Genomic DNA, 13,448 nt, shown 5'->3' on the forward strand with positions numbered 1-13,448 from the left:
TTTTTACATAAAACTTAAGGTCTTATTTATCATTATTTGCCGTCATAATAGTCATATTTATCAGTAACAAAAATACCCCTTATTAAACTACAGGCTGACAATCCCCCGTTTTAATGCGGAAATCGCGGCCTGCGTGCGATCGCTAACTCCCATTTTGCTCAAAATATTGTTGATGTGAAACTTGACGGTGCTTTCGCTGATGTGCAAAACCTCACTAATCTCGCTGTTGCTTTTACCCGCGACTATGAGGCGGATGACTTCTAATTCGCGATCGCTCAATTCAGGGCCACTCAGGCGATCGGCTAACTTAACACCCACTGCCAGCGGAATGTACTTTTTACCCTCAAAAACCGCCCGAATTGCTGCTAAAAGCTCCTCTGGTTCCGCATCCTTCAGCAGATAGCCCTTAGCACCTGCTTGCAATCCGCGATAGATGTTTTCATCGCCGTCATAAGTCGTCAGCACCACAATCCGGGCGCTGGGAAACTCCGCACAAATCGCAGCAATGGCGGCGACTCCATCCATCACCTGCATCCGCAAATCCATCAGCGTTACATCGGGCTGATGTTGGCGAAACATTGTCACAGCTTCCTGCCCGTTGCTTGCTTGCGCCACAACTTTAACATCTGATTCCTGCTCCAGCAGCGCCACTAAACCTTGCCGCACAATATAATGATCGTCAGCAATTAAAACGCGAATAATATTGGATTGGTTAATCATGTTACCCTGTTAATTTTATTAAAAAAACTGAAAATCTCACTACCAACTTACTATGTATGGCGTAAAATATGCACCTTACTTTACTGGTGATTAACTGAAACTATAACTTCTGTTCCGTTTCCGGGGCTGCTGTTTACAGTTAGCTGCGCGTTAATGCGATCGGCGCGTTCTCTCATTCCCAATAAACCAAAGCCATTCCTAAAACCGATACTTTCCGTATCAAATCCCTGTCCGTTGTCTTGCACCCGCAAAAGAAACTTAGATATTTCGTAAACCAACTCAATTTTTATCGCCGTAGCTTTGGCATATTTGACAGCATTTGTTAATGCTTCCTGCCCGATCCGCAACAGGTTATTTTCTACCTCTAATGGTAGGGAATATGCCGTACCAACCACTTCAAAAATAGTGCGCGTATCTGTATCTGATGACATTTGTTTAGAAATTTGGTTGAGAGCGTTATACAAATCGCCATCTTCTAACAGTTGCGGGCGCAAAGATTCTACGGATCGCCGCGCTTCAGCAAGTCCAGAGCGAGCCAGTTCGCAGACTGTTTTCATGTGTACTTGTGCTTGTTCTGGATTGGCTGATATTACCCGTTCAGCAGCTCCCAAATGTATGATAATGCCTGCAAAAGTTTGCGCTAAAGTGTCGTGAATTTCCCGCGCCATGCGGTTGCGCTCTTCAAGAATATTTTGGTCTATGAGTTGTTTAGACATCCTTCTCAGACGCAATTGATTTTCGACGCGAACTAAAACTTCTTGTTCTTGAAAAGGTTTTGTAATGTAGTCTATTCCACCCACAGAAAATGCTTTTACTTTATCAAACACTTCCTGTAAAGCGCTGATAAAAATTATTGGAATATCTTGAGTTTTTGGAGTAGATTTGAGCTGCTGACAGACTTCATAGCCATCCATGTAAGGCATCATAATATCCAGTAAAATTAAGTCTGGTAAGTTGGCATTGATAAAGTTTAGAGCTAATTTCCCACTGGGAGCTAGGTGAACTTTATATCCAGCCGCCGATAGTATCCCGCTTAAAAGTTTTAAGTTCTCAGGACAATCATCAACAACTAAAATACTTTCTTGACAGGTAAAACTGAGGTTTTTGTTCATGTCTCATCCCTCAATGTGTGTATTAAATTTAGCAACTGTTCGTACTGAAAATTTTTAATGCAAGCTGCGCTTGCCCTAGCTAAGGGCTGATTGATTTCGCGAATTTGACTGATGACTGTTTGCATCTGTTCCACATCGAGGTTGCTAATGGCTTGCTGGAGATTTGCTACTAACTCAGTAGGCAGTTCAGAAAAAGCTGTTTTTGTCAATACATTTACTTCATTTTCTGTGAAACTGGGAGCAGCATTTAGTTCTTCAAAAACGAATTGCACCCCGATATGTTTGTGTAGAGCATCAAATATGTTTGCTTCTCTAAATGGTTTGCGAATAAAATCATCGCACCCGGTAGAAAGGACAAAGGCTTTCTCTTCCTCAAAACTACTTGAGGTTATGGCAACAATTGCTGTTGCTTGACTTTCGATACCCCCGCCGCCGTTAACAAGGGGGGATCTTGATGATGCTTTGGCTTTAATTTGTTTGGTTGCTTCATACCCATCCATCACGGGCATCCGCATATCCATAAAGATTAAGTGCGGTGAATATTGCTCCCACTTTTCTATTACTTCTCTCCCATTTTTAGCTTCGTAGACTTCAAAACCGATCGCGGAAAGCAATTTAAGCAGCAGTTGGCGGTTGTCAAAAGCATCGTCTGCAATGAGAATTCGATAGCGGGGTTGATTCGGTGCGATCGCAATAACTCGTCTGGTTGGCTGTTCCCGTTGGCGATCGGCACTTTCAACTGCATTAACTTTAATGTCAAATTTGAAGATAGTACCGCCTCCAGCACGAGAACTAACTGTCATTTCACCTCCCATTAACTGCACAAAAGAACGTGCGATCGTTAAACCTAATCCTGTTCCTTGTTGCGATTCTTCCCCCGTTTTGGTTTGCACAAAAGCTTCAAAAAGCTTGTCTAATTCACTAACATCTATTCCCGCTCCCGTGTCTTCAACCTCAAAGCAGATTTGCTGAGCAAAATTCTGCTTTTTAATTTTTACATAAATGCCGCCTTCTGATGTGAATTTAATCGCGTTAGAAAGCAGGTTAATCAAAATTTGGCGCAATTTAATTTCATCAGTTCGGACATATTGGGGAACGTCTGACATCCGCTCTACTAATAACTGCAATCCCTTATTTTCGGCCGGTAGTTGGAACATATTTTCGATGTCGTCCAGTAGGCGGTGGAGGTCAAAATTGGTCTCGTTGAGAGTCGTGCGTCCCGCTTCTATTTTCGACAAATCTAATACTTGATTAATCAGTCCGAGCAAATGTTCTCCGCTGCGGGTGATAATACCGAGGTGTTCTTGCTGTTCCTGCAATAGGTTAGAAGAACGATTCAACAGTTGGGAAAAACCGAGAATTGCATTGAGGGGAGTCCGCAATTCGTGGCTCATATTTGCGAGGAATGTACTTTTTGCTCGGTTGGCTTCTTGTGCGGCGTCTTCGGCTCGTTGTCGCTCGATAATTTCCCGCTGGAGTTCGAGAGTGCGATCGCTCACTTGCTGTTCTAAAGTGCGGTTGTAATCAGCTAAAACTTTTTCTGCTTGTTTGCGATCGGTGATATCTTGAAATGTGGCGATCGCATAATTAATTTTGCCCGTTTCATCCACAATTGGAGTGCTGGAAACTTCCAAGGAAACAACTCTATCATGTCGGCGGAACTCGATATCATCTACTTTGACATTTTCACCCGCCAAAGAACGCACGATTGGTATTTGTGCGGTGGGATATAACTCGTTAGTTCCCGCGAGATAAAGTTGACAAGCTTCTGCTAATTTCTCAGTATTTGCTTCGGGTATTGTAGGAATAGCACTTAGTTGATGTGCTGTCTGATTTGCGTAGGTAATTTGTCCGGTGGTGTCATGCACGGCTACCCCGATCGGCATAGCGTCGATAAATTGAGTCAGTCGGTTTTCGCGTTCCTTGACTTCCGCGTAGAGTTTAGCATTGGTAAGTGCGATCGCGGCTTGTCCCGATAGCAATTGCAAAACTTCCAGGCGATCGGGAGTAAAAGCTTGTGTCGTGAGGTTATTTTCGAGATAAACAATAGCAGCCAGTTGACCTTGATTCATCAAAGCCGCACACAAGATAGATTTTGGCTGGCGTATTTTGATGTAATGTTCGTTGGTAAATTGTCCTTCGCGAGTTGCATCGTTTAGCACTAAATTTTCTTGCGTGCGAGCGACATAATTGATAACAGCCGCGCAAAGTTTCGGGCAATTTTCAATCGGAATAGAGGGCAATACTTTGATGAGTTCGTTATTTACGGCACCTTCAGCTTTCACCAGTAACTTACCTTGTTCTTCTAAAATCAAGTATCCTGTTTGCGCGCCCACATTTTCAATTAAAATTTTCATCAGTTTTGACAGCAAATCATCCAGCACAATTTCGCCCGAAATGGCTTCTGAAGCTTTCATTACTGTATCGATATCCAAGGAAGAACTAGAACGGCTGCCAGTAGTTGATATAGTGGTTGAAATGGCTTTATTAGTAGGGCGGTCGAGCGTAAATAATTGCGGATATCGCGTTTCTAAATCTTTGACTTTAGCCGCCGCACCCCAGAGTTGATAGCAGTAACGGGATTCCTGCATATAAGCTTTGGCTGTGATTTCTTTTCCCCTGGATAAATAGAACTTGGCAGCGAGTTCGTAAGCGAGGGCGGCTTCATGAATGTATTCGTGTTCTTTGGCGAGGGAAATGGCGCGATCGTAACAGTCGATCGCCTGTACATCTTTGCCAATAACCCGATATCGTTCTGCCTCCACTAGATTAAATTTGTGCAAGTGATTCATCGGGGCATGATGCGCCCATTTTTTCATTTTTTTCTGATTAGCAGTGACTTTTTTTAAACAGTGCTTTTGCTCGTCGAAAGAAGCATTAGAATAAAACGAAAGCTGAGCCAGCGACTCATAAAAATAACAGTATGATACTTGAAGAGTTCCAGCAGCACTATCTACATACTGCATTGTGGAAGCTGCGTTAGATACCGTTTCAGCATATTCCCCGAATAAATAACAGAGAATCATTTTATAAAAATGCAGGGCAAAAATCGAAGTGCGATCGTTAGCTTCAGTTAACAGTGATAGCGCAGTCCGCTCATCATAGGCTTCCCCAATTAAATAGCAGGGATTTTCCGACTTACCTAATAAATTAAAAACCGACTGCTCTAAAGGTTTAATCTGCCAAATAATCGGGTCATATTTTGATTGTTCTATCGCCTCGCCATAAGTAGCAATATCGCCTTCCAGCCCTGACAATTCAGCGCCGAAGAGGTACGAATAACCGCAGTAAGTTTGAGACGCACAAGCACGTTCTTCCACTTGTCCTGTTTCCAATCCGCTTTTGTAAGCCTCCAACAAAGATGGCAACGTTTCTTTAGCTGGCGCTTTCCAATGACGGATAAAGTCATTAAATGGAAGAAGGACTTTAGTTTTTAATTCTGGCTTACCAAATTGCTCCAACATCCTCAATGCTAGCTGACCAAATTTATAACCACCTTCAATATCTCCCACAACTCCGCACAAAATTAATCCATAAACTGCATAAGCATGGAGAGACTCAGGATAGTTGCCATACTTTACAGATAAAATTACCTGCTTAAACACAATTAAAGGCATCAGTTGAGGGGCCACGCCATAGGCGACAGTAGTCATAAATGACAAGATACGCAGTGCAGCTTGTTTAGCAGGATCGCTTCCTTGAGGTAGATTGGCTAAATCCTCAATGCGTTTCCCAGCTAGGGTTAACTTAACTTCCAGCAATCCGATTATGCTATCTAGATTGTTAGGCTTTGCGGGCAGTTTGACTCCCAACTCCCTCAGAATTTTTAGCCCCAGATTAATTGCCATATCTAGTTGATTTTGGGCAGCATGAGTACCCATTTTTACCTCGATCGTTTTGACGCGATCGAGCACTGTTTTAGCATTGGTTAGTACGAGGTTCCCTAAACTTTCCATCTGCTCAAAATCGCCCACTATGTAAGCTAGCTCTGCGGCTTCTTGATGCAGTTGCAAACTTAGCGGGTATTGCACCTGCCAAGCGTTTTCTGCCAGCAATTTTATCCCCGTTTGCAGATAGTTGAAAGCGGGCTGATAAGCTGCCGATGCCTTGGCTTTTTTGCCAGCAATCAGATTTAACTGAGCCAGTTCATCTTTGTCTTGCTGGCGAGCGATTAATTCACTGCTGAAATTGAGTTGATTAACTATGTCAAATATTTTTTCTTCTCGCTTGTTAATGGGAATATTTTGCAGCAGCATTTGTCCTATTTGTTTGTGGACAATCGGCTTATCCTCTTCGGCAATTAGCGAATAAGCAGCTTGCTGAATTCTGTCATGGACAAATTTGTATTCTACGGATTGGCTACTGGGTAATTTTCCTGCAATTTCTAATTCCACATCTCCCATATTCCCCAGTAACACGACTAAATTTTCTGCTACGGCTGCGTACAAATCATCCGCTGTTTCGGTCACTGATTTTTGTCGAATTGAGGCGAGGGTTTTTAGTTCAAATTGATTGCCAATGCAGGCTGCTATCTTTAATGTTTCCTGCGTTTTCTCTGACAGTTGTTGAATTTTGCTAGCCATCAACTCGACAACATTATCAGTGAATCCCCTCGCTTGAATTTGGTCTAAATCCCATTCCCAACAGAAAGCGAGCGAATCAAAGTGTAACAGGCCTTCTGTATACACCGATTTGAGAAATTCATTAATAAAGAAAGGATTGCCGCCTGTTTTGAAAAGCACTAATTCGGCAAGGGAGTTGACTCTTGCTTCCGGGCAATTTAGGGCATCGGAAATCAGTTGAGTAACAGAGGCCAAATCCAAAGGTGACAGAAAAATGCGATCGACCTTTGCGCCAGTTTCGACAATCTCTGCAATCGTTAGCATTAACGGATGAGCCGCAGAAACTTCGTTATCTCGATACGCCCCAATTAAAAACAGTCCCGTTGACGAAGCGCTCATCAGCAGTTGCATCAGTTTGAGAGATGCCCCGTCAGCCCACTGCAAATCATCGATAAATATCGTGAGAGGATGTTCTGGTTTGGTAAAGACTTTAATGAAGTTTTGAAACACAAAATTAAAGCGATTTTCCGCTTCAGCCGCACCTAATTCTGGCGGGGCTGGTTGCTTGCCGATAATTAATTCAATTTCAGGAATTACGTCAATCAAGACTTGACCGTTGATTCCCAATGCGTCTAATAGTTTTTCCCGCCATTCTTTAAGTTGCGCTTCGCTTTCTGTCAACAATTGTTTGGCTAAATCCTGAAAAGCGCTGACAATTGCGCTGTAGGGAATATTGCGCTGATATTGGTCAAATTTGCCGGAGATAAAATAACCGCGCTGTTGAGTAATCGGTTTGTATAATTCTTGCACCAAAGCTGATTTGCCGATACCAGAATATCCCGAAATCAGCATCATTGAACTTTTGGCAGTGGCATCTTGCCCTTGTCCGCTGACTCGTGCAAAAGCTGTCATCAAGCTATCAATTTCTCGCTCTCTGCCGTAAAGTTTTTGTGGAATTTGAAAACGGTTAGAAATATCTTGACAACCGATCGCAAAAACAGATATATTTTTAGTGGTGTGAAGTTGATTTAAACATTCTTCTAAATCGGCTTTTATTCCGATCGCACTTTGATACCGCTCCTCAGCATTTTTCCCCATCAACTTCATCACAATATCGGAAACCATTTGCGGAATTTCAGGATTCACCTGAGATGGAGACAAGGGCTGTTTAGCGAGATGACTGTGTACCAATTCCAGCACATCGTTAGTGTCAAAAGGCAGTTGGTATGTCAGCAGTTCGTAAAAGGTAGCGCCCAGGGAATAAAAATCTGTGCGGTAATCTAAACTTCGATTCATTCTGCCAGTTTGTTCCGGCGACATATAAGCAAGAGTTCCCTCTAAAATGTTGGGATTTTTTAGGGTGTAATTCTCCCGCGTCAACTGCGTGGAAATGCCAAAATCGATGATTTTGAGTTCGCCGCTAGCTGGATTGAAGACAATATTTGAAGGGTTAATGTCTTTGTGAATGATGTGGGCGCTGTGAATTTGTTGTAAACTTTCTGTGGTGGCGATCGCAATTCGCAAGAATTCTGCAATACTAAATTTTTGCTGCTGCATCCAAATTTTCAAGGATTCGCCGCCAAAATCCTCGACAAACATCACCAGCGTGTTTTGATAGGGCTGCAAATCATAGGCTTTTATACAGCCACTCAGATTCAGAGATTGTGTAATTTTATACTCTGTGCGATAGCGGGCGAGTTCTTGGGGTGTCGGATAATTTTGTTTAAGGACTTTGAGGATGACAGGAAGACTGTCGAGTTGTCGGAATGCTCGGTAAACCAGGGAGTTTGCGCTTTCGTAGATGAGCTCTGTGATTTCAACGCCCGGAAGAGTCAGCATATTCATACCGCTGTCAACTGTGGCGTAGAACATAGCATAAATTTGCTCCTCACACCAGAGGTGCGTGAGCCATCAGTCGCTTTTAGATTTTAGATTTTAGATTTTAGATTTGACTCCACATCTGAGATTTTAGATTTTAGAAGCCAAGACAGGCTTCCCAGTCAATACAGCTTGTTCGATAATATCAGCGGCGCGCTTGACTCCGCCCGATCGCCCGATCGCCCCTTGCATCTCGATCGCCCTTTGTTTATACGACTCTTGGGTTCGGACTTTCACAATTGCCGATCGGACTTTAGGAATGCTCAATCCTCCTATAATTAATACATTAGCTTGCCATCGTTATTATTAATTCCCAGTAATGTGACAGAAGAATGCCGATAATCACCGCTAGATGTGCGGCAATTGGCAGAAATTTGAACTCCATTAATACCGAAGTCTGTGCAAGTTCGGTTGAACGTACTTGCTTCCCCAATATTGCCTTGTACCAGTTGTCCATTTTTATTATGAACCCCTTGAATGGTAATGAAAGTGCGCTGATTCGTACCATTTTTTTTGTGACAAGTTGCAGATAATTGAGCGCCATTGATTGAAAAATCCGTGCAACTGGTAGCAAAGGTACTTGCTCTTTGAGCATTTGTCGGCTGCTGGAAGATGGAGAGCGATAGTACGATTGAAACAGATAATCCCGACAATTTAATTAAGTTCATGGTCTTTTTTATTATTTACTATTTTCAGCGTAAGATAATAACCCTAAAATGCTTCTAGCTTTTAGTTTAGTATGAAATTAGCCAAATAGTCAGCTTGCGACTCAGCCTCTGTGAGGGAAAATCCTAAACTTTTGGCTAGGTGTCGCCCTAAAATATAGGCTGTTATTGCTTAGACAAGACTTACGGAGGGATGGAACGCAGGCTTTACTCATTGCACAGAAACGGAGTATTACCAGTCTATAGTTCCGTGGGATATTCGATACCTAGCCCAAAGTTCAGGTAATCTCCTCAACTAAAGGTGAGTTAAATATCTGTTGTTTTTATAGGTTCAAAACTCTACTTTGAGGTAGCTACTTTAGCCAGGGAATTTTCTAAACTAAATTTACGCATAGGCCAGCACTAGTTTAGCTGGAAAAAAACAAATAAGGAGTTACTTCCTTCACCGAAATAAAAAGGAGCAATCAGATGGACAGCACTAATCAGTTTTCCCGAGAACTTGAGCAAGATTCTGCCGTGCAACAGCAACAGTGGCCAGTCAATTCTGTTGCTGAAGAATTGAACGATACGGAATTAGATGCGATCGCAGGTGGTCTTACGTTTTTCGATTGGAGTAAGCTCCAGTGGTACGGTCCGACCGAGAGAATTCCGACCGAGCATTTTGTTAGCCACATAGCGGGTAAAAAGGCTGGATAGGAGGCAACTTTACTAGGAGTTGGTTCGATCGCTTTTGGAAGCAAAATTCACTAATTATCGAAGGAGAAAACATCTGATGGAAAGCAACAATCGATTTTTGCAACAAGTACCATCCGAGTCGTCCACCATCACAGCATCCGCACCGGACAACTCAACTAATCAAGAATTGAGCGACTTGGAACTTGATGCGATCGCGGGCGGTATGCGTACTATCACAGTCAGCGGGGAAAAGCCATATTTTCGGGGCCCGTCTATGAGCTTAATTGAAGCAATGCAGTCCTATTTCGGGAAATGAGCTGGTTGTAACGAGAAGCGATCGCGCTTCTGCTGAGTTTCAACACCCAAGGGGAAAACATCAATGGAAACCCAGTTTCTTAAATAAACTGGGTTTTTATTTACCTCATATCATGTACCTGTGAATCGAGCGTAATTCCTATAGGGGCGGTTTTTATCAACCCTAAGCGACTAAAACTAATAATTTTGTAAACCAGTTTCTGCCTGCCTAGCACGTCTAAATCATTATATAAATATACCAAAAATATGGATGCAATACAGCCAGTATACCTCATGCAGCAAGCCCCGGATATAGGTAACACTACAATATTTAGTGTTGGCTTAGTTATCCTCTGCTTGCTATTGCTAATTTTCTTGTGGCTGCCAGATTTGCTAACAAAAGAATAGCCATTTCGCCAACGAGCAATGTACGAGATGTAACGGATGTAACTGAGATATTACACCATTTTTAATAAGGCTTTTATGAACGGGCAAGATGCCCGTTCCACAATAAATTCACTCTTTGTGGAACGGGCATCTTGCCGGTTCTTGAAAATGGTTTTACCTTGAATCCCTACTCCAACTGCCGCGCCACCAATCGAGCAAACAATCCTCCCTGTTTTACCAATTCCTCAAAGGAACCGACTTCTACTAAACGGCCTGCTTCAATTACATAAATGCGATCGGCATTGCGAATCGTACTCAGGCGGTGGGCGATGACAACTCGCGTCACATTCAACTTATCCAAACTCTCAGTAACGATCGCCTGCGTGCGGTTGTCCAAAGCACTCGTAGCTTCATCCATCAGGATAACCTTTGGTTTGACAACCATCGCGCGCGCAATTAACAATCTCTGCCGCTGCCCTCCCGAAAGATTCGTGCCGCCCTCGCTGACAACCGTGTGCATTCCCATCGGCATTTGTTCGATATCAGCCACTAAACCGGCCATTTGGGCGGCTTCCCAAGCTTCCTCCTGCGTTACCATCGCCCCGCAGGTAATATTGTCAAACATCGAACCAGCATTAATTCTGCCGTTTTGCAGCACTACTCCTAACTGCCGCCGCACAGCTTGAACGTCGAGGCCTGCTAAATCTTGATTGTCGTAATAAACAGTGCCGCTTTGTGCTATTTCAAATCCCAATAACAGCCGAAATAATGTTGATTTGCCGCTACCCGACGGCCCGACGATCGCGATAAATTCCCCCGGTTGAATATTGATGCTGACATCATCTAAAATTGGGGGGCCGTCCTCCCGGTAGCGGAAAGTTGCCCTATCGACAGTAATTTGACCTTGCAAGCGGCCGGGATCGGCTTTTGTCGGGTCAGATTCCGGGATTCCCTGAACGATCGGTTTTGCTCGCTCCCACAGCGGTACAATTCCTAAAATATCAGTTAGAGTATTGCTCAAATCTGTGACGCCAGAAAGAAAGGTTCCGAAGGCAGAATTAAAAGCGAGAAACGTCCCCATATTCAGTCCGCCGCCTTCTGTTTGAGAGGTTTGCATAAACACAATTGCAAACCAAAACATCAGAATAGAACTGACTAACGGCAGCGCTTCGTTAAATACAGAAACGCTGTCGTCAATTCGTTTAATTCCTGTTCTTAGTTTAATTTGCTGGCTGTATTTTTTCGCCCAAGCTGCAAAGGCTCGCCCTTCGGCGGCCGCTACCCGCAACTTTGATACTCCGTTAATCAGTTCTACTGTCAGCCCGTTAATGTCGCCTTCTCCTGTTTCCATCTGCAGCTCTTTTGGGATTAAGAGCAAGCTGGATGTGACTGTTACTATAACCGCCAGAAAAGTTAAACCAATTCCGACTAAAGTCAGCGGCAGGCTGTAAACAAACATCAGCCCCAAATTCAACAGGGAAAATATCGCGCTCAAAAGTGTCCGCTGCGTCGCGCCGCTGAGTTGGGCGCGAATTTGATTAACTGCTAATAAGCGAGTCAGCAAGTCGCCAGAAGAATAGCTGCGGAAAAACGCCGGTTTTAATCTCAGCAATCGATCCCAAACTGCCGGCTGGAGAGTGCCGCTGGCAGCATTTTCGATCCGGAGGGTCAGAATTGTTTGGGCCATGCTAAATACAGCCCGTCCGATCGCCGCAACTAACAATACCAGCCCTAACTGCCACATTAACAAATGATCGCTGTCAGGAATAGCATCATTGACCAAAATCGAGGTAGCTTGCGGCGTCACCATCCCCAGCAGCGTTCCCAATATCCCCAGCCCGAAAGCAACGATGATGTCTTTTTCGTAGCCCTTCGTCCCGAAGCGAAACAGTTCCGCAGCGTTGCGAACTAATAGCGGCAGGGGTCGGTAAAACATGAGAGTTTCTGGCGACAACTGTTGGGCTAGTGCTTTAGTTACCCGTTGGCGGCTGCGGTCGATCGGATCGAACAAAGTATAACGCTCACCCTTACCGGGCAACAAAGCTACAGGTCGATTGTCGAACTTTGTATAAGCCAGTAGCGGGCCGCTGTTCTGTCGCCACCAATCTCCAACCAGCAGCACGCGGCGGGTGCGAAATTGGGACGATCGCGCGATCGCCTCCATCGGATCTTTGACTCGGCTGAAATCTTCGGAACCCGCCGGGGGATTGACTGTTATCCCTTGTGCCTTACCTACAGCCCCAGCAGCGATTAACAGCGGCGTTCCTTCCTCAGACAACGCAGTTTTCCGGGGATGCAAAACCTCGGTTAACTCTCCCAAAGCTGTCTGAGTTACTTGGCGGTTTAGCTGTTCGCGTTCCTGAAACCGGCGGAATTCCTCTGCTTTTTGCTGGGAAACCAGCAAGTTCAAGCAGCAGCAGAAATACTCGTGCAGGAAAGCTAAACTCGCGGGCAGCCAGTCGGCATTTTCCACCTCTGCTGTTGAGAAAATTTGCACCTCAACTTCCCCGGATGCCACCAGCAGCATATTCCCAGCCAGGGGAAACGCTGGGGAAGCGGAATTTAACTTCAATTCCCCGACACTCGCATCGCCCGACGAGACGCGCACCCAGACAACTGTTCCCGGCGGCGATCGCAGCATTTGACCTTTTTGCAGCGATATCTGCTGCGAGGCTCCTACAACCGCAGTTTCTGGCGCAACTTTTTCATGGGGGGCGTGAAGCGCATCTATCCCGTAGGGAATCGCCCGTTCTCCCAAATGCTGTATCCACCGTTCCACAAGCGATCTCGTTTTGCCGTCACCAGCAGCAACTAAAGCGGCACAATCTGCGATTGCGATCGGTTCCAGTTCCGTTTCGGCGATCGCGATCGCCAGAAGTCCCCAGCCAGGTTGTGAATTTTCTCCCCCCCCTTCTCCTTCTCCCCCCCGAAGCTTGGGGGGGGTAGCTGGACCGAACAAAGCCTCGCCTGCACCGACGCCGAACAGATAATAGCGGTTTCCGACAGGCTTCTCACTTTGTATCTTGGCTGCAAAAACTGCGATCGCGCCCGACTTAACAATCCATACCTGATGCGGGTCATTCAGCAGCAGCGGTTCATTTCCTTTAATTCGGTGCAGTTTCTTAACAGGATTTAGATCGAGCATAGCTAGTAAT

Annotated in this window: 9 protein-coding genes; 3 read left to right on the top strand and 6 right to left on the bottom strand. The window is 44.7% G+C overall.

Features of this window, described 5'->3' with window-relative positions:
* Nucleotides 1-87: 87 nt before the first annotated feature.
* The 5 genes from QUA57_RS08210 to QUA57_RS08230 form a co-directional block, all read right to left on the bottom strand.
* Nucleotides 88-717: a response regulator transcription factor gene (locus tag QUA57_RS08210; protein ID WP_333060277.1), complete on the bottom strand. Its 630-nt coding sequence runs from the start codon at nt 715-717 to the stop codon at nt 88-90.
* 83 nt (nt 718-800) lie between these two features.
* Nucleotides 801-1,832 carry a response regulator gene (locus QUA57_RS08215; RefSeq protein ID WP_333060240.1) on the bottom strand — a complete coding sequence of 344 codons (1,032 nt, stop codon included), beginning with the start codon at nt 1,830-1,832 and terminating at the stop codon, nt 801-803.
* Nucleotides 1,829-8,266, bottom strand: coding sequence for an AAA family ATPase (locus QUA57_RS08220; protein ID WP_333060241.1), 6,438 nt, complete (start codon nt 8,264-8,266; stop codon nt 1,829-1,831). Before QUA57_RS08220 ends, QUA57_RS08215 begins: the two co-directional genes overlap by 4 nt.
* Before the next feature lie 96 nt (nt 8,267-8,362).
* Nucleotides 8,363-8,539, bottom strand: coding sequence for a hypothetical protein (locus tag QUA57_RS08225; RefSeq protein ID WP_333060242.1), 177 nt, complete (start codon nt 8,537-8,539; stop codon nt 8,363-8,365).
* 11 nt (nt 8,540-8,550) lie between these two features.
* Nucleotides 8,551-8,940, bottom strand: a complete 390-nt coding sequence (locus tag QUA57_RS08230; RefSeq protein ID WP_333060243.1) for a CVNH domain-containing protein — start codon at nt 8,938-8,940, stop codon at nt 8,551-8,553.
* A gap of 465 nt (nt 8,941-9,405) precedes the next feature.
* Here QUA57_RS08230 and QUA57_RS08235 point away from each other — a divergent pair, with 465 nt between their 5' ends.
* The 3 genes from QUA57_RS08235 to QUA57_RS08245 all read left to right on the top strand — a co-directional run bounded on the left by QUA57_RS08235 (nt 9,406) and on the right by QUA57_RS08245 (nt 10,314).
* Complete coding sequence (locus QUA57_RS08235; RefSeq protein ID WP_333060244.1) at nt 9,406-9,633, top strand: hypothetical protein; 228 nt, start codon at nt 9,406-9,408, stop codon at nt 9,631-9,633.
* 76 nt (nt 9,634-9,709) lie between these two features.
* Nucleotides 9,710-9,928: a hypothetical protein gene (locus QUA57_RS08240; RefSeq protein WP_333060245.1), complete on the top strand. Its 219-nt coding sequence runs from the start codon at nt 9,710-9,712 to the stop codon at nt 9,926-9,928.
* 245 nt (nt 9,929-10,173) lie between these two features.
* Nucleotides 10,174-10,314 carry a hypothetical protein gene (locus tag QUA57_RS08245; RefSeq protein WP_333060246.1) on the top strand — a complete coding sequence of 47 codons (141 nt, stop codon included), beginning with the start codon at nt 10,174-10,176 and terminating at the stop codon, nt 10,312-10,314.
* Nucleotides 10,315-10,480: 166 nt separating this feature from the next.
* Here QUA57_RS08245 and QUA57_RS08250 read toward each other — a convergent pair whose 3' ends face one another.
* Nucleotides 10,481-13,438 carry an NHLP bacteriocin export ABC transporter permease/ATPase subunit gene (locus tag QUA57_RS08250; protein WP_333060247.1) on the bottom strand — a complete coding sequence of 986 codons (2,958 nt, stop codon included), beginning with the start codon at nt 13,436-13,438 and terminating at the stop codon, nt 10,481-10,483.
* Between the last annotated feature and the right edge of the window lie 10 nt (nt 13,439-13,448).

This window comes from Microcoleus sp. Pol7_B2, assembly GCF_036701035.1.
Taxonomy (GTDB): Bacteria; Cyanobacteriota; Cyanobacteriia; order Cyanobacteriales; family Microcoleaceae; genus Microcoleus.